Genomic DNA, 22,496 nt, shown 5'->3' with positions numbered 1-22,496 from the left:
GCATGGTGACGGGACAGCCTCACATCACGCCCCCTGCAGCAGCCGAACTGGAGCCGGTCCCAACTGAAAGCCCCCAGTACCTGGCGCAGCAGCTTCGCGGTGAGAATGCCACCGTCCGCGAACTCCTGCTTGCCTTGTCGGTGGGCTTCACCCTCCCCGGGCCTTTGCCACACGAACTCGAGCGCAAGGTGACCGGCGACGGCCTGGACTCCCTGGTGGCCAGGGCGGAATCGTCAGGACTGCTCCAGCCCGACGGAACCGTGGTGGGCACCGCCCGGCACGCTCTCCTGACGGCAACGCCGCCGGCCCGCATCCACGCGCTGCAGCGCGAATTGGTGGGATGCTTTGCTGCGGAGGGCCTCCCCTTGGGCGATCTTGCCCGTGATCTGGCACGCAGCGGGCTCGTCGACCAACGTGTTGCAGCTGAACTCGAAAAATCCGGCGACAGGGCATTGGAACATGACCCGGTCCTGGCCGTCCAACTGTTCGATGAGGCCCTGCTGGCGGGTGCCGATGAGCTGGGTACCGCGTCCCGACGGGCACAGGCTGCTTCAGCCACGGGTGATCTGGATGCCGCCGGACGGATCATCGACGGGCTGCTTGTGTGCGCTGACCCGCCGGACCTGCGTGTCGGTGTGGACGTTGCAGCCGCCGTATGGGCCCAGCGCGGGTTGCTGGCCCGTAGTGCGGACGTCTACGCCTGGTTGGGGCCGGAACGGGTTGGCCCGTCCGCGGCATCCGCCGCGGTGGCCATGGCCGGCAGCGGCAACCGTGCCGGTGCCGAAGCGATGTTTCCGGCCGGCTCCGCCCCGACGTCGCCCACACTCCTGGCCGTGGCCCAAGCGCAAACGGGCCAGGGCATCCTTGAGTCACTGGCGAGTGACCCGCACCAAGGCCTTCCGATCCTGATCCACGCATCTGACATGATGAACGCCTCAGGGTCAGCCCTCCCGCTGACGGACACTCCTGGTGCCCTCGCTGCGCTGGTCGCGTTGCACAGCGGCGAACCCCATCTGGGGGAAACCATCGTGCGCGCCGCCACAACTGCCTGCCAGGGCGGCGACGCAGCAAAGCCACGGCTGTTCCTACTCCAGGCCTGGTCCGCAATGCAGCAGGACAACCCGGACGATGCGCGGTTGGCCGTCAACGAGGCCTGCAAGGCCAACCACTGGCCATTGGTTCCCCGCGACGAATTCCTCTGTGCCGCATTGGAAGTCGGCCTGGCACGCCGCAGTGGCGAAGTCCATGACCTGCTCTTGGCGTGGGATCGCGCCCGCGAAGCCATGTTGCACACCTCGGTGGACCTGTACAGCCTCCTGCCGTGGGGGGAACTGATGATCACGGCCGCCCGGCTGCGCGAGACCCGGCGGATCTCGCTCTACCTTGACGAGGCGTGGAAGCTCCTCGAAGACCTTGGGCAGCCACCGCTATGGGCCGTGCCCATGCACTGGGCCGCCGTCCAGGCAGCATTGCTGAGTGACAGCCCGGCGGATCTTGCACCCCATGCAGCGGCGCTGGCACGGGCAGTGGACCATAGCCACCTCGCGTCGGTACTGGCTGCGGCCGGCAAGGCCTGGGTGTCGGTCCTTGCCGGAAAGTTCCGGGCAACGGACGTCGAGATGGCCGCCCGTGGACTCAACGCCGTCGGGATGCCCTGGGAAGGTGCGCGGCTCGCCGGCCACGCCGCCGCCCGCGCGGATGAGCGCAAGGACATGGTGCGCCTGCTCTCCTGCGCCCGGGACCTTCATCCGCAGGGCAGCACCGCCGGAGCGAACGCTGCGGGGGCGAACGCCGCCGGGCAATCCGAGGCGGCCAGCGCGGCTGCAACGGAACAGGGCAACGGCAGCATCCAGCCGGACGGCTCGATGCTGAGCGAACGCGAAAAGGACGTCGCGAGGCTGGTGTTGGAGGGAAAAACGTACCGGGAAATCGGGGAGGCAATCTACATTTCTCCGCGGACCGCCGAGCACCATATTGCCCGGATGCGCCGTCGTCTGGGTGCTGAAAACCGATCCGATCTGTTGGTCCGGCTCCGGCTTGCCCTGGGATCTGAAAACCCCCAACGGGAGTGATCCCCTAGTACCCCTAACAGGACGGCAGGCGGACCCCCGGCGGGGGCCCCGCCGGCAGGGGGAACCGACCCGATGCCCGGTCCGTGGGCCGAACCGTACTTTTGATTCAAGCCCGGCAACGACGCCGGGCTACCCACAACTCAGAGAAGATTTGAGGATCATCCCATGCCTACACTCGCAAACGACCTCGTCCTGTTCCTGATGAGCCTCTTCGGAAACCAGGAGGCGGCAAAGGAATTCCTGGACGATCCAGAGCGGTCCCTCGAGGACCACGGCCTCGGCGGCGTCTGCTCTGCGGATGTTGACGCAGCATTGCCCGTTGTCCTGGACTACGCACCCATCACGGTCAACGCCTCCTCCTTCGACCGTTCGTACAACACGGGCGGCAACGGCGCTACAACCGGCGGTGGCGGCGCCGTTGCCGTCACCCCTCCTCCGACAGGTGGCCACAGCGACCATGAACTTGCTGTTAATCAGCTGACCAACGTGGTGAACAACTACTCGTACACATCATCGGTGGATGACCGGGACACCATCACCGACCAGTCCGTCAACCAGAACATCTGGGCTGACGGCGACGTCGAGCAGTGGTTCGATAATGACTCTGTTGTCGCTTCCGGTGACCGGGCAGTGGCTGCCGGCGACGACGTCGACATGGACGACTCCAACAACATTGAGGACTCCTACAACACGGACAACTCGAATGACAGCTCGACGGACAACTCCGTCAATGCCGGCCGTGACGCCGAGGTCGGCAACACCGATACGGACATTGACGACTCCTTCAACACCGACCTGGATGTCGACGTTGACGATTCGTTCAATGACAACTCGGACAACAGCGTCGACAATTCGGAAGAGACCGACGTGGACGTTGAGGATTCGTTCAACGACAACTCCGTGGAAGTAACGGACAACTCGGACCAGTCCGTCAACACGGACGTCGACGTGGATGTTGAGGACTCCTTCCAGGACAACTCGGAGGTCACCACGGTCCAGGACAACGTCGTTGTTGCCGACAACGAGCTCGAGTTCACGGAGGACAACTCCACCAACGTCGAGGTCGAGGACGTCGGAAACACCGAGATTAACGCCGAGGACGACGTCAACCTTTAGTCAAGTCACAGGTATCCAGGCAGTGTCCGGCAGGAATCAAACCTCCTGCCGGGCCCTTCCCGGCCCACCCCAACGTCCCCTATTCGGGACCTGACCAAAGGACTGGCAGTGGTTCAAACGCAACGACCCGGGCTTCCGGCAACGACGGCAGACTCCCCAGGACCGGCACGGTCCCCGATGCCCACGACGGCGGCACAACTGATCGAGCTGGTGGAACAGGGCATCGAAATCGTCCGCGACGGCGAGCGCACCGATTTGCGGAAGCGCCTGGACCAGACCCTTCGCAGGCTGCGCGATCCGAGCATCCGCGTGATTGTGGTGGGTGAATTCAAGCAAGGCAAAAGCAAGCTCATCAACGCCCTGATCAACGCACCGGTCTGCCCCGTCGACGACGACATCGCCACCTCGGTGCCAACCATCGTCCGGCACGGTGAGCCGGCGTCGGCGTCTGTCCTATTGCCTCGCGCAGACGCTGAACCGGGCGAAGAAGCGGGACTTGAACGCCAGTCCATCAACATTGGGGAGCTCGCCGCCTATGTTTCGGAGCGCGGAAACCCCGGCAACGCCAAGAAGCTGGTGGCCGCGGAAGTGTTCCTGCCGCGTAAATTGCTGGCTGGCGGCCTGACCGTTGTTGACTCGCCCGGCGTCGGCGGCCTGGGGTCCACCCATACACTTTCCACCCTGACTGCGTTGCCAACGGCCGACGCCATGCTGCTCGTTTCGGATGCGTCCCAGGAATACACCGAGCCGGAGATCAGGTTCCTGCGCCAGGCCATGCGCATCACCCCGAGCGTGGTGGGGGTCTTGTCCAAGACGGACCTGTACGCGGACTGGCGCCGAGTGGCTGAACTGGACCGGGGGCACCTCTCCCAGGTTTCGCCTGACATCCCGCTGATCCCCTTGTCCTCGGATCTTCGGCTGGAAGCCACACGGCTCCAGGACGCAGAACTGAACAGCGAATCGGGCTTTCCTGACCTGATCGGCTATCTCCGGAATGAAATCGTGGGAAAGGCCCAACGGATCCAGCGGCGCTCGGTGAGCCAGGACCTCCTCTCCGTCACGGATAACCTTCGACTTTCCCTGCAGTCTGAATTGGCTGCGCTGGAGGACCCTGCGGGGACACCCGCGATGATCGCCGGCCTCGAGTCGGCGAAGCTGGAGGCCGATGACCTCCGCAAACGCTCTGCCCGCTGGCAGATCACGCTCAACGACGGCATCGGCGATCTGATTGCCGATATGGAATACGACCTGCGGGACCGCTTGCGGCGGATCCAACGCGAGGCCGAGACGGCTATAGACCAGGGGGATCCCGGGCCCACGTGGACCGCGTTCACGGCTTGGCTCGAAGAGTGCACGGCAGCGGCGATTTCTGACACTTTCGTGTGGACCAGCGAGCGGGCCCAATGGCTGGCTGCCCAGGTGGCCGAACACTTCTCCGAGGATGAGGTGGCGCTTCCGGTCCTGCGGGTCTCCGATACAGGGGACGCCCTGGACCCCGTGGACGACATGCCGGGCCTGGATGACGGACGGATCAATCCCGTGCAGAAAGTCCTCATCGGCATGCGGGGCTCCTACGGAGGCGTGCTGATGTTCGGCCTGCTGACAGGGATCTTCGGTATGGCCCTGATCAATCCGTTGTCCGTTGGGGCTGGCCTCCTCCTGGGCCGCAAAGCATACCGGGAGGACAAGGAAGGCAGGCTCAAACGTCGGCAGATGGAAGCCAAGGCCCTGGTCCGCCGGCAGGTGGACGACGTGGTGTTCCAGGTGGGAAAGCAGCTTAAGGACAGGCTCCGCCTGGTCCAGCGGTCCACCCGCGACCACTTCACCGAGATTGCCGAGGAGCACCACCGCTCGCTGTCCGATTCGGTGGCAGCCGCGCAGAAGGCCGCCACTACTTACAAGCTGGAAAAAGAAATGCGTATCCGGGACATCAAGGCCGAGCTCAAGCGGGTGGACGCGCTCCGGCAGGCCGCTGTGAAACTGGGCGTCAGCGAACCGGTTGCCAGGGCTGCACAGGGTGCCGCGTCGGTGCCCCGTCGCGTACCGGCGGTGGTGTCGGCCGGATGAGGGAATCTACCATCGCGGGAGTGGCGGACCTCATCCAGGATGCCCTGGCCGTCTACCGCGATGATCCTGCTGCGGCAGCGGCTTTGGAAAGCTACGCGGGCCGGCTGGCTGAACCCCTGCGGATCGCCATTGCGGGAATGGTGAAGGCAGGAAAGTCAACCCTGCTCAACGCCATCATCGGCGAAGAGATCGCTCCGACCGACACCGGTGAATGCACCCGGATCGTCACTTGGTACCGGCATGGCCACACGCCGAAGATCACCCTCTATCCGGTGGCCGGCGAACCGCGCACCCTGCCGCTCAAGCGGGAGAACGGGCGGCTGGTCTTCGTTCTTGGCCGGCACCGTTCGGATGACGTGGAACGGCTGGTGGTTGAATGGCCGGCGGAGAGCCTGCGGGAGGTCACGTTGATCGATACCCCGGGAATTGCCTCGCTGACCGAGGACGTGTCAGCCAAGTCCCTCAGTTTCCTCACGCCGGCCGACTCGCCGTCAGAGGCCGACGCCGTCATCTACCTCATGCGCCACATGCACGCCTCCGATATACGGTTTCTGGAGTCGTTCAGGGACACCGAGACGGGGCGGTCCGGCACCGTCAACGCGTTGGCCGTCCTGTCCAGGGCCGACGAGATCGGCGCGGGGCGGATTGATTCCCTGCTTTCTGCGGGCGAGATCGCGGAGCGGTACCGCCGGGACCCCAGCCTGCGAAAGCTGGCATTGGGGGTGGTCCCGGTAGCCGGTCTGCTGGCCCAAAGCGCGCGGAGCATGCGCCAGGCAGACTACCAGTCGCTGGCCCTTCTTGCAGCCTTGGACCGAGCGGCCCGGGAACGGCTGCTGCTCTCCGCTGACCGGTTCCTGCGCGCCGGTATTCCGGAAGGCCTTGGTCCAGACGCGAGGGCTTCGCTGCTGGAGCGGTTCGGGCTGTTCGGGATCCGGCTGGGCGTGGTCCTGATCCGGGCTGGCTTTACCGACCCCACACCCTTGGCGCGCGAGCTTGCCCGGCACAGTGGACTGGACCCGCTTTTGGCCATGGTGGCCGGCCAGTTCCACGCCCGCGCCGACGCCTTGAAGGCACGCACTGCCCTGGTGGGGGTGGAAACCCTTCTCCGGGCATCCCCGCGGGAAGGCTCCGGGCACCTCGCGGCGGCCCTGGAACGCCTCCAGGCAAACGCCCACGAGTTCCGCGAGCTGCACCTGCTGGCCACACTGCGCACCACCGGAACATCCCTCAGCCATGATCTGGCCGAGGAAGCGGAGAGGCTGATCGGCGGCGTCGGCACGGCGGCGCACCTGCGCGTGGGCCTGGAACCGGAATCATCGCCGGAGGACATCAGCGCAGCGGCCCGGGAGTACCTGAACCGGTGGCGGCTGGCCGCGGAGAACCCCTTGACCGACCGGTCGGGGCTGGACGTGTGCCGCGTTGTGGTTCGCAGTTGCGAAGGTGTGCTGGCGGAGTCCAACGCCCTGCAGCGGCAGGGCGCCTGAAAGCTGAACCGCTACGGGGCTTTCCGTTTCTCCTTGAGCCACCTGCCGGCCGACGGCATAAACAGCGCCACCAGGCCGACGAAGGCCAGAAGCAGCTGGGCTCCCCACAGGAGAAGGACGTTCCGTCCGGCGTCTCCCTCGGGCACGAGGAAGGCGGCAGCCAGCACCATGACCAGGATCTGGCCGGCCAGCAAGAGGATCATCAGCCAGCGGGCCCAGCCGTGGCGTGCAGAGACAACCGCCAGCATGGCCGCCTGCAGCAGGATCACGAGGAGCGACCCGCTGAGGCTGCCCCAGAAAACAATGGCTGCCGACGTGGTCACCGCGTTTGCGTCCCCGCCCGGGGCCATTTGCTCCACCACTGTACGGAGGCGCTCAAGGTGGGAGGTGCGGGTGAGGAAGGAGCCGATGATCACGGCGAGGCCTGCAACGAAGCCGAGCAGCCAGAGTGACCGGGCCAGGCGGACGCTCCGTGGTGTTGGTGGAATGACCACGATGGGCGCCGGCGCGGCGTAGGACAGCCCGGGCCGCGGCGGAGGAGGGGCCGCAGCTGCCCCGGCGGGTGCAACTGGCTGCTGGGATTCTCCGTCGGGGTGCTGGGCCATATGTCTCCTACTTCATGTCGCCGGTATCGCGGGTGTCCGCGTCTCCCGTGCTGGCATCGCCGTCGTGCTTGGCCTTCGACTCAAGGTCATCCTTGAGCTTCTTCAGGCGGGCAGCCTCGGCCTGGTTGCGGCGGCGCATTTCCAGGTTGCGGAGGAAATCGGGATCGTCATCCGGCGCGGTGGGGTGGCTGCGTGGTTGGCGGACCGGTGCTGAGTCACGCGGACGGCCGATCAACAGCCACAGGATGGCGCCGAGCACGGGAAGGACGATCATCACCACGATCCAGGCCGGCTTGGAGATTCCGCGGGTGAGGCGGCCGTCAGTGCGGATCACGTCCACCAGGCCATACACAAAGATGACGAGAACTGCGACGGCGAGAACCACACGGAAGAGCATGCCATCAAGTCTATCGTCCGAAGGTGGGGGGCGTTCAGGCAGGGCGGCTAAACTTGGACCGTGGCTTTTTTGAAATACTCCCTGATCCGGCTGGCGCTGTTTGCGCCGCTCTTTGTGCTTTTTATGTTCCTGCAGCTGGGGGCGGTGCTGTCAGTCATCTGCGCAGCGCTGATCGCGTTTGCGGTCAGCTACCTTTTCTTCCAGAAACAGCGCGACGACGCCGCTGCCGCCATTCATGGCCGGCTCTCCGGCAACGCCAAGCCGCTGCGCAGTGAAGGCGAGGTGGCCGATGCCGAAGCCGAGGACAGCCTCCTTGACGCCAACCCGGACATCACCATCCGGAACAGCGGCCCGAAGGCACCCGAAACGAAGGCGCCCGAGGCCTAAAATCCGTGGCTGAGGACCAGTCCCAGTGAGAACAGCAGGCTGTAGCCCAGGTTGATCAGGCCGGTCTGCTTGAGCACGGGGATCAGGCTCTTGCGCTTGCGGCCGTTGATCATCAGCCAGGCGGGCATCAGGCAGGCCGGGATGAGCAGCAGCACGATCAGCATCCACGGCCGTCCGGGAGCCAGGACAACCACCAGCAAGATGGCCACGGCCAGCATCAGCACGTAGCTTTCACGGGCGTGTTTGTCGCCCAGCCGCACTGCCAGGGTCTTTTTCCCGGCCTGGATGTCCGTGGGGATGTCGCGGACGTTGTTGGCCATCAGCAGGGCGCACGCAATCAGGCCGGTGCCGATCGCGCCGATCACGGCCGGCAGGTTGACCTGGCCGGCCTGGGTGTAGGTGGTGCCGAGCGTCGCCACCAGGCCGAAAAAGACAAACACAAAGACGTCTCCCAGGCCCATGTAGCCATAGGGGTTCTTGCCGCCGGTGTAGCCCCAGGCGGCCATGACGCAGCCAACTCCCACCAGGATCAGCCACCAGCTCTGGGTGATCACCACCAGCGCCAGGCCGAACAGCATGGCCACGGCGAAGGCGCCGAACGCTACGTATTTCACGTGTTGCGGCTCGGCGGCGCCGGAGCCCACCAGCCGCAGCGGCCCTACCCGGTCCTCGTCGGTGCCCCGGACGCCGTCGGAGTAGTCGTTGGCGTAGTTCACGCCGATTTGCAGCAGCAGCGCCACCAGGGCGGCCAGTACTGCATTAACCGGGCGGAACGAATCCAGCTCGTAGGCCGCGGCGGTGCCGATCAGTACCGGCGCGATGGCGGCCGGCAAAGTGCGGAGGCGGGCGCCTTGGATCCATTGTGCGGCTGTGGCCACGGTCAGTACCTCGTGTTGGGTCGGGAGAACGATGAAACAGTCGTGGCGGCCGCGAACGGGCCGCCGGTGCAGGTCTACTCTACTTTCCCTGATGCAGGGCGTTGAGCCGGTCGATCATCGCCAGGCGGTCCGGCTTGCCATTGGGAAGCATCAGCAGTTCCGGGCCGGCCAGCACGGTTTTCGGTGCCACGAGGCCCAGCCGCCGGTGCCATTCCTCTTTGAGTACGACGGCGTGATCCCCCGTTGGGGTGCCGGTGGCACCGGCACCAGAACTGGCACCGGCACCAGAGCTGGCGCCGTCGAGGGCAACAAAGGCGGCCACGGCCTGGCCCCATTCCGCGGACGGGACGCCCGCCACAAAAGCCGCCGCGACGCCGTCGGACTTTTCCAGCTCTTCCTGCACATGCGCGGCGGAGACCTTGACGCCGCCGGTGATGATGACGTCGTCGGCGCGGCCCAGCACGGTGAGCCGGCCGTCCGCGTCCAAAGTGCCGAGGTCATTGGTGCGGTACCAGCGGACGCCGTCCTCCTCGAAAAAGGTGTCCGTCGCTTCGGGCGTATCCACGTATCCGGCGGCCACGGTGTCGCCGCCGAGCAGGATGCGGCCGTCCTCGGCCACCCGGACCTGGACGCCTTCCAGCGGCACGCCGTCGTACACGCAGCCGCCGCAGGTTTCCGCGGACCCGTACGTGGTGATCACCCTGACGCCGGCCTCGCGGGCCGCGTCCAGCAGCCCGGCCGACGCCGGTGAGCCGCCCAGCAGGATGCCGTTGAACCGCCGCAGGACGGCCAAAGTCTCCGGCGACGGCGCCTCCAGGAGGCGTTGGAGCTGTGTGGGAACCAGCGACGTGAAGCGGAACTTGTCGGTCAGCTCCAGGGCGCCGGCCGTGAAGGCTTCGGGGGTGAAGCCGCCGGACATGTCCATGACCCACGGCCGGGTGCCGGCGAACAGCGACCGCACCAGGACCTGCACGCCGGCCACGTACTGCACCGGCAACGCCAGGAGCCACTGGCCCTCACCCTTGAGCGCCAGGGCGGTGGCCATGGATGAGGCCGCCAGCGCCTCGACGGTCAGGATGGTAGCCTTTGGCGCGCCCGTCGAGCCGGACGTGCGGACCACCGCCACTGCGTCATCGCAGCCGGGCGTCTCGGTGTGTCCCACCACCAGTTCGCCGTTGGGGCCTACGGAAAGTTCGACGGCGGGTCCCTCACCGTGGAGGGCGGCGGCCAGGGCTTTGAGCACCGGGTCGATGTCCGTGGGACCGATGGTCTGGGTTCCGAGATTCATGTGCCGTCCTGCCTTTGAAGTCAGCCGGGGCCTGGAGGCCGGCCGGCTTGGAAGTTTTGTGCCTGGGAGGTGCCAGGGTGCCTAGAAGTAGTGCGGGAAGCGGGACCAGTCCGGGTCCCGCTTCTCCAGGAAGGCTTCCTTTCCTTCCACCGCCTCGTCCGTCATGTAGGCCAGGCGCGTGGCTTCGCCGGCGAAGACCTGCTGGCCGGCCAGGCCGTCGTCGGCAAGGTTGAACGCGAACTTCAGCATGCGGATGGCCTGCGGTGACTGCCGGGCGATGTCCGCGGCGTATTCCAGCGCCACCTCTTCGAGGCGCTCGTGGTCGACGGCCTCGTTGACGGCGCCCATGCGGACCATGTCGTCCGCAGAGTACTCGCGGGCCAGGAAGAAGATCTCGCGGGCGGACTTCTGGCCGATCTGGCGGGCCAGCAACGCAGAGCCGTACCCGGCGTCGAAACTGCCCACGGTGGCGTCCGTCTGCTTGAACTTGCCGTGCTGGCGGGAGGCGATGGTGAGGTCCGAGACCACGTGCAGGGAGTGTCCGCCGCCGGCAGCCCAGCCGTTCACTACCGCGATGACCACCTTGGGCATGGTGCGCATCAGCCGCTGGACCTCGAGGATGTGGAGGCGGCCGGCGCGGGCGGGGTCGATGGTTTCCTGCGTCTCGCCGTCGGCATACCTGTACCCGTCGCGGCCGCGGATGCGCTGGTCCCCGCCGGAGCAGAAACTGTGTCCGCCGTCCTTGGGCGAGGGGCCGTTGCCGGTGAGCAGGACTGTGGCGACGTCTGGCGTCATGCGGGCGTGGTCCATGGCGCGGTAGAGCTCGTCCACGGTGCCGGGGCGGAAGGCGTTGCGGACTTCCGGGCGGTTGAACGCGATACGGACGGTGGGCAGGTCCCTGGATTCCGTTCCGGTTGTTGAGCCCGTCGAAACACGCTCGACCTGCCGGTGGTAGGTCATGTCCTGGAAGTCGTCGAAACCGGACACGGTGCGCCAGCGGGTGGGGTCAAAGACATCGGACACCTTGGCGGGAAGTTGGTTGCTCACCGGACAAGTCTAGTAATCGGCTCAGCTGATGCAGAACTCGTTGCCCTCGGGATCGGCCATGGTGTGCCATTCGTGCGGGCCCTGGCTGGCCGTCCACAGGAAGCTGGCGCCGCGGGCTTCCAGCTCTTTTAGTACGTCAGCCTTGTCCCGGCCATCCAGGCGAACGTCCCAGTGGACGCGGTTCTTGACGGTCTTTCCTTCAGGTGCCGTTTGGAACAGGATGCGTCGGGCGGGGGCGGCTGCGGCGATTTCCTCCGGCGGGCGGATGGCCTGACCTGTCCGCCACACGAGTCTGCCCTTGTGGACCAGCGTCTCCGCTTCCGTGGCATAGCCCTGGCTGATCATCGACCGGATGAAGCCCTCGTCCTGCGGTTCCACCGCCCAGTCCAGGGTTTCCGCCCACCAGTCGGCGAGCTCATGCGGGTTCTTGCTGTCCACAACGATCTGGATGTTTAGTCCCATCCCACCAAAATACGACGGCGGGCGGCTGGTGGGTAGGGTGGGCGGCCCCATCACTGCAACGCGGGGTCACTTACGGCCCATCTGGAGGCTACGCAGCGGCTATATCTGACCCCGCGTTGGTTGGGTTGACATGCTGTTAGGGCTGAACCTGCTGGAGCTGCTCGAAGACCTCAGGCGGGATGGCGTAGATGAAGATGACCGCCAGCAGGTTCTTGGCTGCGTGCACAAAGTAGGAGAACATCACGTTCTTCCCGGTCCACACATATACAAAGACCAGAGTGGCGCCCATGGCCAGATACGGCAACAGGGCGGTGAAGGTGATCTCCTCCTGGCCCGCGATGTGGATGCCGGCAAAGAGGACCACGGACAGGGCGCAGCACAGCCAGATGTTGAGCCGGTGGCTGAGCTTGCCGATCAGCAGGTGCCGGAAAATGTACTCCTCCACAAATGGGCCCACCACCACCAGGACCGGCACTATCAGCCAGGCAGGCACCTGTTGCATCAGCGCCTGCAGACCGGCCTGGTTCGCGGAGGTCTGAACCCCGCCGCTGGCCGCCACCACCACGGCCGTGAAGATCATCATGGCCACCACCGCCGCGGGCACCATCAGAAGCGTGAACCACGGGCGGGTGGCAAGTACGCGCAGGTCCCGGGCCACCACCCGGCGGGCGGCGGTCAGCGCCAGGATCCCGATCGAGCCATAGAAGATGAGGTTCACGGCGTACGAGGCCGCGGCCGGGCTGGGGGCAAGCTGGCGGATGAACGGTACCAGCAGTTCCCCGGCAACGGCGAAGAGTCCGGCCACGGCCACGTAGAGGCCGACCGCGGTGAAATCAAGCGCGGAAAACCGGTACAGGTCGGGCTGCGGCGCGGGTGGTTTCCGGTGTGTGGTGGCCATACGTTCAGCCTAGCTCCAGCCCAACTGGGTAGCAGTAGGTGTCGTTTTGAGCGCTGAAAACGACATCTGCTGCTACCTAGTTGGGAGGGGAGGGGCTGAGGGTGGCGGCGGGTGGGCGTCACATTGCGGGGCCAGAACGGCGTCCCGTAGAATATTCGGCATGCCTAACTTTTTGTTTCGGCGCGCCAAAGTAGCCGCCCGAACCCTCGCCCGGGGATCAGCGGCGTTCCGCGCTGCTGGCGCCGCCGTCGTCGTCGTCGTTCTGTCCCTCTCCCTGACGGCGTGCGGGGGTGACGCGTCAGGCAACAGCGACAGTGACAAGCCAGTGGTCCTGACAACGTTCACGGTGCTGGCCGACGTCGCCCGGAACGTTGCGGGGGACAAGCTCACCGTTGAATCGATCACCAAGGCGGGCGCCGAGATCCACGGCTACGAACCCACCCCCGGCGACATCCGCAAGGCCGCCAAAGCGGACCTCATCCTGGACAACGGCCTGAACCTCGAGGCCTGGTTCGGCCAGTTTGTGGAGGGCCTGGACGTGCCGCACGCGGTGGTCAGCGACGGCGTGGAGATCATGTCCATCAGCGAGGACTCCTACCAGGGCAAACCTAACCCGCATGCGTGGATGTCGCCCGTGAACGTACAGATCTATGTGGACAACATGGTTAAGGCGTTCAGCGAGCTTGACCCGGATAATGCAGCGGTGTTCAAAGCCAACGGTGACGCCTACAAGGCCGAACTGCAGGGTGTGCAGGACGAGATGAAGGCAAGCCTCGCCGGCCTCCCGGAGAACCAGCGGGCCCTCGTGACCTGCGAAGGAGCCTTCTCCTACCTGGCCCGCGACGCCGGGCTCAAAGAGGTCTACATCTGGGCGGTCAACGCCGAACAGCAGGCCACGCCGCAACAGATCACCCGCGCCATCGAGTACGTCAAGGCCAACCAGGTTCCCGCCGTGTTCTGTGAATCCACGGTGTCCGACGCCCCCATGCGGCAGGTGGTGGGCGCCACCGGAGCGAAGTTCGGCGGCACGCTCTACGTGGATTCGCTGTCCGAGGCTGACGGCCCGGTACCCACCTACCTGGACCTGATCAGGCACGACGCCGACCTCATCACCAAGGCACTGGCCGGGACCTCCGCCAGCGCCTCCACAGGGTCCCCGGGAGCGAAATCATGAGCACCCCAGCCATCCTGGTTGAAAACGTCACGGTCCACTACGGCGAGTTCCTGGCGCTCGATTCCGCCTCACTCACCGTAGATGCCGCCCGGATCTGCGGTCTGATCGGCATGAACGGGTCCGGTAAATCCACCCTGTTCAAGGTAATCATGGGAATGATCAAGCCCGACGCCGGCCGCGTGCTGATCGGCGGGCAGTCACCTACCAAGGCGCGCAAGGAGGGCGGGATCGGCTACGTGCCGCAGAGCGAGGACGTTGACTGGCAGTTCCCGCTGTCCGTCCGCGATGTGGTGATGATGGGCCGCTACGGGCACCAGGGCTTCACCCGGCGCCCCTCCAAGGCCGACCGCGCCGCCGTCGACCAGGCACTGGACCGCGTGGAACTGGGCGAGTTTGCGGACCGGCAGATCGGTCAGTTGTCCGGCGGGCAGAAGAAGCGTGCCTTTGTGGCCCGCGGCATCGCCCAGGGCGCCACCATGATGCTCCTGGACGAACCGTTCGCTGGCGTGGACAAACGCTCAGAGGCCACCATCACGCGGCTGCTGCGCGAGCTCGCCTCCGACGGCTGCACTATCCTGATCTCCACCCACGACCTGCACGCGCTCCCAGGACTGTGCGACGAAGCCGTTCTACTTATGCGTCGGGTCCTGATGCACGGCGCCCCCGAGCAGGTGCTGCAGCCGGAAAACCTGGCTATGGCGTTCGGCTTGGACGTGCTGAACCGCGACCTCCCGGAACCTGCCCATCCCGCCGTCGCGGCCGCCGTCGTCCATCCCGCTGCCGCCAGCGCCGCCACCACCGAGAGCAGGGGCTGACCCATGGAACTCCTCGACATCCTGCTCGAACCGCTCAGCTACGACTTTATGGTCCGCGCCATCGTCACCACCGCGCTCGCCGCCGTCGTCTGTGCCGTCCTCAGCTGCTGGCTGGTGCTGATCGGCTGGTCCCTGATGGGCGACGCCGTCTCCCATGCCGTGCTCCCCGGCGTGGTGCTGGCCTACATTGTTGGCGCCCCGTTTGCGCTCGGTGCGCTGGTGTTCGCGCTGATCGCGGTGACCCTGATCGGCGTGGTGCGCAACACCAGCCGGGTGAAGGAGGACGCCGCGATCGGCATTGTGTTCACCTCGCTGTTTGCGCTGGGTTTGGTGCTCATCTCCGTCACACCCAGCCAGACTGACCTGAACCACATCATTTTCGGCAACCTGCTGGGCGTCAGTATCCCGGACCTCATCCAGGTGCTGGTGCTCGGTGTCGTGGCCTTCGTCATCCTGATCCTCAAGCGCCGCGACCTGACCCTTTACGCGTTCGATCCCACTCACGCCCACGCGATCGGACTCTCGCCGAAACGGTTGGGGGCGCTGCTGATGGGGCTGCTGGCGCTGACTTCGGTGGTGGCCCTGCAGACCGTGGGCGTGGTGCTGGTGGTGGCCATGCTCATCATCCCGGGCGCCACCGCCTACCTGCTCACGGACCGCTTCAACCGGATGCTGGTCATCGCCCCGGTGATTTCAGCCGTGTGCTCCATCGCGGGCATTTATTTCAGCTACTACCTGGACACGGCTTCGGGCGCCATGGTGGTGCTTACGCAGGGCGTGGTGTTCGCCGCCGTCTACCTGTTCAGCCCGCGGCAGGGACTGATCGGCACCCGGCTGGCGAAGGCCCGCCGCAGGAAAGCCGCCGCGGTCCTGGTCGGCTAAACCCCGCGTTGCTCACCTGGTGGGAACGGGGGAGCGCCGCACAGTAATGTCGCCGTAGGCACTGCGGGCGCGGATCTCCACCTTGGCGTCCGTCTCGCTTGGCCCGGTGGTGGCATCGAGCCCGTTGCGGACGCGCCCGTACTTGGTGCTGAGATCCAGCCACGCGGCGCTGCCTTCGCGGACGCCGATGGCCAAAGAACCCGCGGCGGTCTGGACGGTAAGCGTTCCGCGAGCCACTTCGCCTACCGTGATGTCACCGCTGGAGGCCCTGATGGTGGTCGTGTCGCCAGCGCGTTCAACGGATACGTCCCCGTTGGCGGCACTGACCTTGAGTTCACCGGCGGCATCCACGATGTACGTGCTGCCGTTGCCGTTCTTGACGTTGGCGGTCCCGTCGATTTCCCGGATCCGGATCTTGCCCGAGCCGGTCTTGATTTCGGCCCGCCCCGCGACGCGTTCCACGGTCACATCGCCCATGCCTGTGTGGGCGCGGAGTTCGGTGCAGTGATCGAGGTGGACGTGGCCCATGTCCGTCTTCAGTTCGGCGGAGCTGAATTCGCCCTCGCAACGGAGGTCGCCCATGCCGGACTTCAACTCCAGGCTGCAGCCGATGGGCACTTCAACGGTGATGTCCACGGCGCCGCCGTCGCCGAACCAGCTGTGGCGGCGCTGGGGACGCAGCCGTACCTGCAGGCGTCCATCCGCATAGTCCACTGTGGTCTGCTCCGCAGCCTTGATGTCCATGGCCCGGGTTACCTCGCGGGGCCGGATGTTGACCGCGGTGTCGGTGCGGTTGCCGGCGACAACCATGATGTCGGCACGGACGGAGACGTCCACCACGACGGCGATTGGTTGGGGGGTCTCGAAAGTTGTCATTAGCGTGCCCATCCTGTGAAGGTCTGCTCGCCCGGATCGCGGCGAATGGTGCGTTGGGTGGTTTGGCTGCCGTTGAGGGCGTCCGCGACGGCCCGGATCAGCCAGGAGTTTACGGACAGGCCTTCGAGGCCGGCGGCCTCTTCAACCTGCTGCTTGAGGTGATCCGGAAGGCGGAGCGTCGTACGGGAGGTGCTGGCGCCGTCGAACTCTTCCGGGGCCGGCCGTGCCGGCGGGGCGGACCGTTCCGTCACCGCTTCGAAGTCGCTGGCGGCGGGCGGGCTGGTGACCACAAACTCCGGATCGCGGCCCCGGAGCCGTACCTCCACCGACGCCGGGGCAAGTTCGAGGGTGATCTCGCTGGCGGCGTCGGAGAGGGCTTCGAGGAGGACGAGCCGGACGGTGGACTCGAGCGCGGCCGTGAGGCGTTCGCTGAGTTCCCGGGCCTCAGGGCCACCGGCTTCGGCGGCGACGCCCAGCTGGTGCTGGACGGCTGAGACGTACTGGCTGAGTTGCATGACACCATGTTGACGTCATTCTGGTGTCACGTCAATACCTTCTGGCAGATTATGGTGTCAGCGATGGCGTCCCGGCTTGACGCTGCGGCTTCCGACGGGGAAGCTGGAGCGATGAAGTCCTGAGCAGCGGCCCGGCAAGACCGGGCTGTTTCCCCGAATCCAGGGCCGCCGTCGAGCATCAGTTCCGGCGGCCACACTGCGGAATCTTGCGAGGACTTGTCTTGACTGAACACCTGAACCTTTCCGGCGTCTCCCATGGCTATGGCGACCGGCAGCTGCTGGACGGAATCGGCCTGATCATCACGGCGGGCGAGCATGTTGCCATCGTCGGCGAAAACGGCGCCGGCAAGTCGACGCTGCTCCGTATCCTGGCCGGGCTGGAAGCGCCTGACGAAGGAACTGCGGTCAGCCACGGCCGAGTTGGCTACCTTGCCCAGACGCACGGGCTGCCGGAATCCTTCACCGTGGGGGCCGCCGTCGACTCTTCACTGGCCTCACTGCGGGGCCTCGAAGCCGAGCTTGACCGGCTGGAGGCTGGCCTCGCCGATGCCGAGGACGACGAGCTGGAAACCTACGGCCGGCTGCAGACCGAGTACCAGCTGCGCGAGGGCTACGCCGCGGAATCCCGTGTGGAGGCGGCCCTCGACCGGCTGGGCCTGGGTGGCCTGGACCGGAAGCGGACGCTGGGATCGCTCTCCGGCGGCGAGCAGGAACGCGTGGCGCTGGCCTGTGTCCTGGCTGATCCGGCAGACGTCCTGCTCCTGGACGAACCCACCAACCACCTCGATGCCCGTGGAACTGCCTGGCTGGAGGACCGGCTGGCTGCCCATCGCGGGACGGTGGTGGTGGTGTCCCACGACCGCGTGCTGCTGCGAAAAGTTGCCAGCACGGTGATTGAGGTTGACGCCGAGCGCCGTGCTGTGACCCGCTACGGCAACGGTTACGACGGGTACCTCCGCGAGAAGGCCGCCGAGCGCCAGCGCTGGGTCCAGCAGTACCACGAGTGGATCGATGCGATGGATGCCGAGCAGCGGCAGGCGGACACTGTGGCCGGGAAGATGGGCTACGCCCGCCAGCGCGACAATGACAAGGTGGGCTTCGACTTCAAGGCCGGCACCTGGCAGAAGGCGGCGAGCAGCAAGGTCCGCAATGCGCAGGAACGGCTCCGTCGGCTGGAAGCGAGCCCCATCGACCGCCCGCCGGTGCCGCTGCGGCTTGCGGCCGAGCTGGCAGTGGATCCTGAGACTCTGTCTGCGGCGCCTGGTGCGGCTGCGCGGTCCGGGGCGGCTGGAGCCCCCGGGGCGGCTGCGGGAACCGGGGACTCGCTCCTGACCGGTCCGGCGGTCCTCGCGGCCCGCGGCGTCGCTGTTCCCGGCCGCCTGGGCGTCACCGATTTCGCGGCCCGCACGGGCGAGAAGATCCTCATCACCGGCCCGAACGGCGCCGGAAAATCCACGCTGCTCTCCGTGCTGGCGGGAACCTTGGAGCCGGTCGAAGGGTTGGTCCAGCGGCCGGCGCGGGTCGGCTATCTGCAGCAGGAACTCGAACTGCCGCAGCGGCCCACCCTCCGCCTGCTGCCGGCCTTCGCGGCCGGTCTTGGGGGCAACATTGATAAGCATGCCGAAGCCCTCCTGCGCCTGGGGCTGTTCCGCACCAGCGAGTTCCACGTCCCGGTGGGCAGCCTGTCTGCCGGCCAGCAGCGCAGGCTTGCCCTGGCCCGCCTGCTGCTGGGCGGCTACGGCACCCTCATTGTGGATGAACCCACCAACCACTTGGCTCCGGTTCTGGTGGAGCAGCTCGAGGAGGCGCTCGCCGGCTTCACGGGGACCCTGGTTATGGTCAGCCACGACCGCGCCCTCCGGGACTGGTTTGCCCGGTGCGCGAAGAAGAGCGACACCTCGCGCACGGACGAATCCGGCCGCTGGATCCGGTACTCGATGGACAAGGGCGTTCTGGCCCCGGCCTGACACCGCACTGCCCGTTTCGACGGTTCCCTGCCCGCTCGACGTCGGCGGCCATCGTACCGGCAGGGAACCGTCGAAACGGCGCCGCCAGCAGGGCAGGGCAGGCCCGCCTACCCGCCCACACAGCGGCGCCCCGGAAACGGTGAGTTTTGCGTAAAGGGATCGTTACGCACGGACCGGCGGGTGGAAACATCGGCGGCGGAAGATTGGCCTATGCCAGTTTCCCGCCGGCCGAAAGGATCTGTCCGTGATCACCAAGAACCTTTTCCTGCAGGGCATCTTCCCGTTTGTGGGCACCGGCCTGGAAAAACCCGTCCCTATCCACCGCGAACTCTCGCACTACGTTCCGGATGGCGTCATCAACCAGACGCTGTATTTCCGGGGTGGCAACTCCAGCAGTGAGCTCATCACGGTGGTCCTGATGCGCAACGGTGTGCCCATGCGGTACTTCCCCATAGGCGCCAAGAGCGAAGTCCATGTGCCGCTGCGGGTGGTGGAGGACATCGACGGCGGCTCGGTGGTGGAGCTCTATCTCGCCGCCCCGGATGGTGTTGGGGGATCCGTGGTGGTGGACCTGGGCATGGTGGAGCACTGATGACCAGCGTGCTGGACCGGCAGCAGGGCAGGCACGCAGGTGCCGCGCCGCGCCGTCGGCTGGTGGTGGTGGGCAACGGGATGGCTGGCGCACGGGCGGTGGAGGAGATCCTCGCCCGGGGCGGCGCCGGCCAATTCACCATCACCATGTTCGGGGACGAGCCGTATGGGAACTACAACCGGATCATGCTCAGCCACGTCCTCTCCGGTGAGGAAAGCGACGCCGACATCTTCCTGAATGCCCTGTCCTGGTACCGCGAGAACAGCATCACCCTGCACGCCGGCGTCCGTGTCGACCGGATCGACAAATTTACCAAGCATGTCTTCTCCAGCGACGGCCGCGTGACGCCGTACGACACCCTCATCATCGCCACCGGCAGCCGCTCCCACATGCCGCCGATGGATGGCCTCTACACGCCGGGTGGGTCCGTGAAGCACGGTGTGTTCGGGTTCCGCACCATCGACGACACCCGCAAGATGGTCCAGCATGCCCAGCAGGAACACCACCGGCGGGCGGTGGTGATCGGCGGCGGCCTGTTGGGCCTGGAGGCGGCGTACGGCCTGAAAAGCCACGGGATCGAGGTGGAGGTGGTGCACTCCGGCGGGCACCTCATGAATGCGCAGATGGGGCCCGACGGCGGTGCGGTGCTGCGCAGGAGCGTGGAGGCCCTGGGCATCCGGGTGCACACGTCCAGCCGTACCACTGCTGTCCTCGGTACGGACCGGGTCACCGGCGTCAGCCTCCGCGACCGGGACGACATCGCCTGCGACATGGTGGTGGTGGCCGCCGGGATCCGGCCGAACGTGGACGTGGCCGTGCTGAGCGGGCTGCCGGTGGAGCGGGCCATCGTGGTGGATGACCGGCTGCGCGTCCAGGACGAGGACGACATCTATGCGGTGGGGGAGTGCGTCCAGCACCGCGGCGAGGTCTATGGCCTGGTGGCGCCGCTGTGGGAACAGGCCGTGGTGCTAGCCAACCACGTGACCGGCGCCGATACGTCGTCGGCCTACCTCGGCTCGCGGACCGCCACGAAACTGAAGGTTGCCGGCGTCGACGTCGCATCCATGGGACTACACGGTCCCGAGCTCGACACGGATGAGCACATCGTCTTCTCGGAGCCGAGCCGCGGCGTGTTCAAGTCCATCGTGGTCCGAGACAACAAGATGGTGGGCGCCACGCTTCTGGGGGACAGCCGGAAGGTGGCCTACCTGACGCAGGCCTACGATCGCGGGCTGCCGCTGCCTGAGGAGCGGATCGCGCTGATGTTCGACGTCGGCGGGCCGGGTGAGGACGTGGGTGTTGCCGAGCTCGACGACGGCGCCCAGGTCTGCAACTGCAACGGCGTTTCGAAAGGGGCACTCGTGGACGCCGTGAAGGGCGGCTGCACCTCGGTCTCCGGCGCCATGGACGCCACCCGGGCCGGCAAGGGCTGCGGTTCCTGCAAACTCCTGGTCAAGCAGGTGGTGGAGTGGGCCGCGGACGGGGCTGTGGTGGAGGACCCGGCCGCCAGCTACTACGTGCCCGGGATCCCGCTGGACAAGCCGGCCCTGATGGCCGCCATCCGCAAGCAGGGCCTGCGCTCCGTTTCCCAGGTGTTCACGGCACTGGCTCCCGGCAGCACCGAGGACGCAAAGTCCAAGATGGGCCTGGCCTCGCTGCTGAAAATGATGCTCGCGGACCGGTACATCGACGAGCGCGACGCCCGCTTCATCAATGACAGGGTGCACGCCAACATCCAGCGGGACGGCACGTTCTCCGTGGTCCCGCAGATGAAGGGCGGCGTGACGAGCGTGCAGCAGCTGCGCCGCATCGCCGACGTCGCCGAAAAGCACAACGTACCCCTGATCAAACTGACCGGCGGGCAGCGGATCGACCTTTTGGGAATCCCCAAGGAGGACCTCCCCCAGGTGTGGGCGGACCTGGACATGCCCTCCGGGTACGCCTACGGCAAGAGCTTCCGCACCGTGAAGACCTGCGTGGGCAAGGACTTCTGCCGTTATGGCACGGGTGACTCCACCAAGCTGGGCATCGAGATCGAGTCGCGGTTCCAGGGGATCGAGTCGCCGGCCAAGCTGAAGCTGGCGGTGTCCGGCTGCCCGCGGAACTGCGCCGAATCCCTGGTCAAGGATGTAGGCGTGGTGGCTGTGGAAGGCGGCCGCTGGGAACTCTACGTCGGGGGAGCAGCGGGGGCCCACATCCGCAAGGGCGATTTGCTGGCCACCGTGGATGACCCGGAGGAGGTGAAGGTCCTGACAGGCCGCTTTATGCAGTACTACCGGGAGAACGCCAACTGGCTGGAACGGACCTACTCCTTTGTGCCTCGGGTGGGAATCGAGCATCTCCGCGCGGTGATCGTGGACGATTCCGAAGGCCTCGCCGCTCAGCTGGATGCCGCCATGCAGGCGTCCGTGGACAGCTACGTGGACCCCTGGAGCGAACGCGACGATCCGCTCACGCCGGGCCAGTTCCGCACGTCCCTGCCGCTCACCGTCCTGCCCCAGGTGCCGGTCCGATGAGCGCCGATCCGGTCACCACCACCAGCCACATCCTGGGCCCGGTGGACCAGATCCCGTTTGGCGAAGGGCGGGCCTTCGGAGTCGACGGCGAGCAGGTGGCGGTCTTCCGGCTGAGGGACGGAACCCTGCGCGCGCTGTCCGCCGTCTGTCCCCACCGGGGCGGTCCCATCGCGGACGGAACGATCGACCGGCAGGTGGTGATGTGCCCGCTGCACCAGCACGCGTTCAGCCTGGAAACAGGCTGCTCCAGCACCGGCGCCGAACCTCTGCGCACGTACAGCGTCCAGGCGGATGCTGAACAGAATATTGTTCTGGAGTTTCCCCATATACGTGGCAATAGTTTGGCTTAACCGGGCCCGGGTGTAGCCCGCGTCACTAGCTGCGGTTCGGATCTTGTAGGATGGACAGGCCGCGCGAACCTTCGACGCCTGAGAGTTTTTGTCCACATAAGTACCCAT

21 protein-coding genes are annotated in these 22,496 nt (G+C 66.3%); 12 read left to right on the top strand and 9 right to left on the bottom strand.

The window, feature by feature from the left end:
- Nucleotides 1-2: 2 nt before the first annotated feature.
- The 4 genes from ACZY1F_RS01300 (at nucleotide 3) to ACZY1F_RS01285 (ending at nucleotide 6,739) form a co-directional block, all read left to right on the top strand.
- Nucleotides 3-2,072, top strand: coding sequence for a LuxR C-terminal-related transcriptional regulator (locus ACZY1F_RS01300; protein ID WP_463939866.1), 2,070 nt, complete (start codon nucleotides 3-5; stop codon nucleotides 2,070-2,072).
- Nucleotides 2,073-2,237: 165 nt separating this feature from the next.
- Entirely contained in the window at nucleotides 2,238-3,188 is a 951-nt protein-coding gene (locus tag ACZY1F_RS01295) for an IniB N-terminal domain-containing protein (RefSeq protein ID WP_463939865.1), read from the top strand.
- 177 nt (nucleotides 3,189-3,365) lie between these two features.
- Entirely contained in the window at nucleotides 3,366-5,255 is a 1,890-nt protein-coding gene (locus ACZY1F_RS01290) for a dynamin family protein (RefSeq protein ID WP_463940378.1), read from the top strand.
- Nucleotides 5,252-6,739 carry a dynamin family protein gene (locus ACZY1F_RS01285; RefSeq protein ID WP_463939864.1) on the top strand — a complete coding sequence of 496 codons (1,488 nt, stop codon included), beginning with the start codon at nucleotides 5,252-5,254 and terminating at the stop codon, nucleotides 6,737-6,739. Before ACZY1F_RS01290 ends, ACZY1F_RS01285 begins: the two co-directional genes overlap by 4 nt.
- A gap of 11 nt (nucleotides 6,740-6,750) precedes the next feature.
- Here the strand turns inward: ACZY1F_RS01285 and ACZY1F_RS01280 are convergent, their stop codons facing one another.
- Nucleotides 6,751-7,344: a hypothetical protein gene (locus tag ACZY1F_RS01280; RefSeq protein WP_463939863.1), complete on the bottom strand. Its 594-nt coding sequence runs from the start codon at nucleotides 7,342-7,344 to the stop codon at nucleotides 6,751-6,753.
- Between the two features lie 7 nt (nucleotides 7,345-7,351).
- Nucleotides 7,352-7,741: a PLD nuclease N-terminal domain-containing protein gene (locus ACZY1F_RS01275; protein WP_463939862.1), complete on the bottom strand. Its 390-nt coding sequence runs from the start codon at nucleotides 7,739-7,741 to the stop codon at nucleotides 7,352-7,354.
- 60 nt (nucleotides 7,742-7,801) lie between these two features.
- Between ACZY1F_RS01275 and ACZY1F_RS01270 the strand changes: the two genes are divergently transcribed.
- Nucleotides 7,802-8,128: a DUF4229 domain-containing protein gene (locus tag ACZY1F_RS01270; RefSeq protein ID WP_463939861.1), complete on the top strand. Its 327-nt coding sequence runs from the start codon at nucleotides 7,802-7,804 to the stop codon at nucleotides 8,126-8,128.
- Here the strand turns inward: ACZY1F_RS01270 and ACZY1F_RS01265 are convergent.
- The 5 genes from ACZY1F_RS01265 to ACZY1F_RS01245 form a co-directional block, all read right to left on the bottom strand.
- Entirely contained in the window at nucleotides 8,125-9,006 is an 882-nt protein-coding gene (locus tag ACZY1F_RS01265) for a 1,4-dihydroxy-2-naphthoate polyprenyltransferase (RefSeq protein ID WP_463939860.1), read from the bottom strand. The two genes, ACZY1F_RS01270 and ACZY1F_RS01265, sit on opposite strands and share 4 nt — an antisense overlap.
- A 79-nt stretch (nucleotides 9,007-9,085) precedes the next feature.
- Nucleotides 9,086-10,294, bottom strand: a complete 1,209-nt coding sequence (locus ACZY1F_RS01260; protein ID WP_463939859.1) for an AMP-binding protein — start codon at nucleotides 10,292-10,294, stop codon at nucleotides 9,086-9,088.
- 81 nt (nucleotides 10,295-10,375) lie between these two features.
- Nucleotides 10,376-11,341 (bottom strand): 1,4-dihydroxy-2-naphthoyl-CoA synthase, encoded by a 966-nt coding sequence (locus tag ACZY1F_RS01255; RefSeq protein WP_463939858.1) that lies wholly within the window; start codon nucleotides 11,339-11,341, stop codon nucleotides 10,376-10,378.
- A 21-nt stretch (nucleotides 11,342-11,362) separates the two neighbouring features.
- On the bottom strand, nucleotides 11,363-11,803 hold the full coding sequence (locus ACZY1F_RS01250; protein ID WP_463939857.1) for a VOC family protein: 441 nt from the start codon (nucleotides 11,801-11,803) through the stop codon (nucleotides 11,363-11,365).
- 136 nt (nucleotides 11,804-11,939) lie between these two features.
- Nucleotides 11,940-12,701, bottom strand: a complete 762-nt coding sequence (locus ACZY1F_RS01245) for a CPBP family intramembrane glutamic endopeptidase (protein ID WP_463939856.1) — start codon at nucleotides 12,699-12,701, stop codon at nucleotides 11,940-11,942.
- Nucleotides 12,702-12,861: 160 nt separating this feature from the next.
- Between ACZY1F_RS01245 and ACZY1F_RS01240 the strand changes: the two genes are divergently transcribed.
- From ACZY1F_RS01240 to ACZY1F_RS01230, 3 genes are read left to right on the top strand one after another with little or no spacing between them, the layout of a single operon-like run.
- Complete coding sequence (locus tag ACZY1F_RS01240; protein WP_463939855.1) at nucleotides 12,862-13,875, top strand: metal ABC transporter substrate-binding protein; 1,014 nt, start codon at nucleotides 12,862-12,864, stop codon at nucleotides 13,873-13,875.
- Entirely contained in the window at nucleotides 13,872-14,690 is an 819-nt protein-coding gene (locus ACZY1F_RS01235) for a metal ABC transporter ATP-binding protein (RefSeq protein WP_463939854.1), read from the top strand. Before ACZY1F_RS01240 ends, ACZY1F_RS01235 begins: the two co-directional genes overlap by 4 nt.
- A 3-nt stretch (nucleotides 14,691-14,693) precedes the next feature.
- Nucleotides 14,694-15,572, top strand: coding sequence for a metal ABC transporter permease (locus ACZY1F_RS01230; RefSeq protein WP_248758922.1), 879 nt, complete (start codon nucleotides 14,694-14,696; stop codon nucleotides 15,570-15,572).
- Nucleotides 15,573-15,584: 12 nt separating this feature from the next.
- Here the strand turns inward: ACZY1F_RS01230 and ACZY1F_RS01225 are convergent, their stop codons facing one another.
- Both ACZY1F_RS01225 and ACZY1F_RS01220 read right to left on the bottom strand, forming a co-directional pair.
- Complete coding sequence (locus tag ACZY1F_RS01225; protein ID WP_463939853.1) at nucleotides 15,585-16,448, bottom strand: DUF4097 family beta strand repeat-containing protein; 864 nt, start codon at nucleotides 16,446-16,448, stop codon at nucleotides 15,585-15,587.
- Nucleotides 16,448-16,963, bottom strand: coding sequence for a histidine kinase (locus tag ACZY1F_RS01220; protein WP_463939852.1), 516 nt, complete (start codon nucleotides 16,961-16,963; stop codon nucleotides 16,448-16,450). The genes ACZY1F_RS01225 and ACZY1F_RS01220 overlap by 1 nt, the downstream gene beginning before the upstream one ends.
- A 221-nt stretch (nucleotides 16,964-17,184) precedes the next feature.
- Here ACZY1F_RS01220 and ACZY1F_RS01215 point away from each other — a divergent pair, with 221 nt between their 5' ends.
- The 4 genes from ACZY1F_RS01215 (at nucleotide 17,185) to ACZY1F_RS01200 (ending at nucleotide 22,388) form a co-directional block, all read left to right on the top strand.
- Nucleotides 17,185-18,930 carry an ABC-F family ATP-binding cassette domain-containing protein gene (locus tag ACZY1F_RS01215; RefSeq protein ID WP_463939851.1) on the top strand — a complete coding sequence of 582 codons (1,746 nt, stop codon included), beginning with the start codon at nucleotides 17,185-17,187 and terminating at the stop codon, nucleotides 18,928-18,930.
- Nucleotides 18,931-19,174: 244 nt separating this feature from the next.
- Nucleotides 19,175-19,522, top strand: coding sequence for a molybdopterin oxidoreductase (locus ACZY1F_RS01210; protein ID WP_463939850.1), 348 nt, complete (start codon nucleotides 19,175-19,177; stop codon nucleotides 19,520-19,522).
- On the top strand, nucleotides 19,522-22,038 hold the full coding sequence (gene nirB / locus ACZY1F_RS01205) for a nitrite reductase large subunit NirB (RefSeq protein WP_463939849.1): 2,517 nt from the start codon (nucleotides 19,522-19,524) through the stop codon (nucleotides 22,036-22,038). Before ACZY1F_RS01210 ends, nirB begins: the two co-directional genes overlap by 1 nt.
- The gene (locus ACZY1F_RS01200; protein WP_463939848.1) at nucleotides 22,035-22,388 is read left to right on the top strand and encodes a Rieske (2Fe-2S) protein; all 354 of its coding nucleotides are present in this window, start codon (nucleotides 22,035-22,037) and stop codon (nucleotides 22,386-22,388) included. Before nirB ends, ACZY1F_RS01200 begins: the two co-directional genes overlap by 4 nt.
- Nucleotides 22,389-22,496 lie beyond the last annotated feature (108 nt).

Source organism: Pseudarthrobacter xylosi (assembly GCF_055412765.1).
The sequence above is the reverse complement of the archived record's forward strand: the minus strand, read 5'-3'. Positions and strand labels throughout refer to the sequence as shown.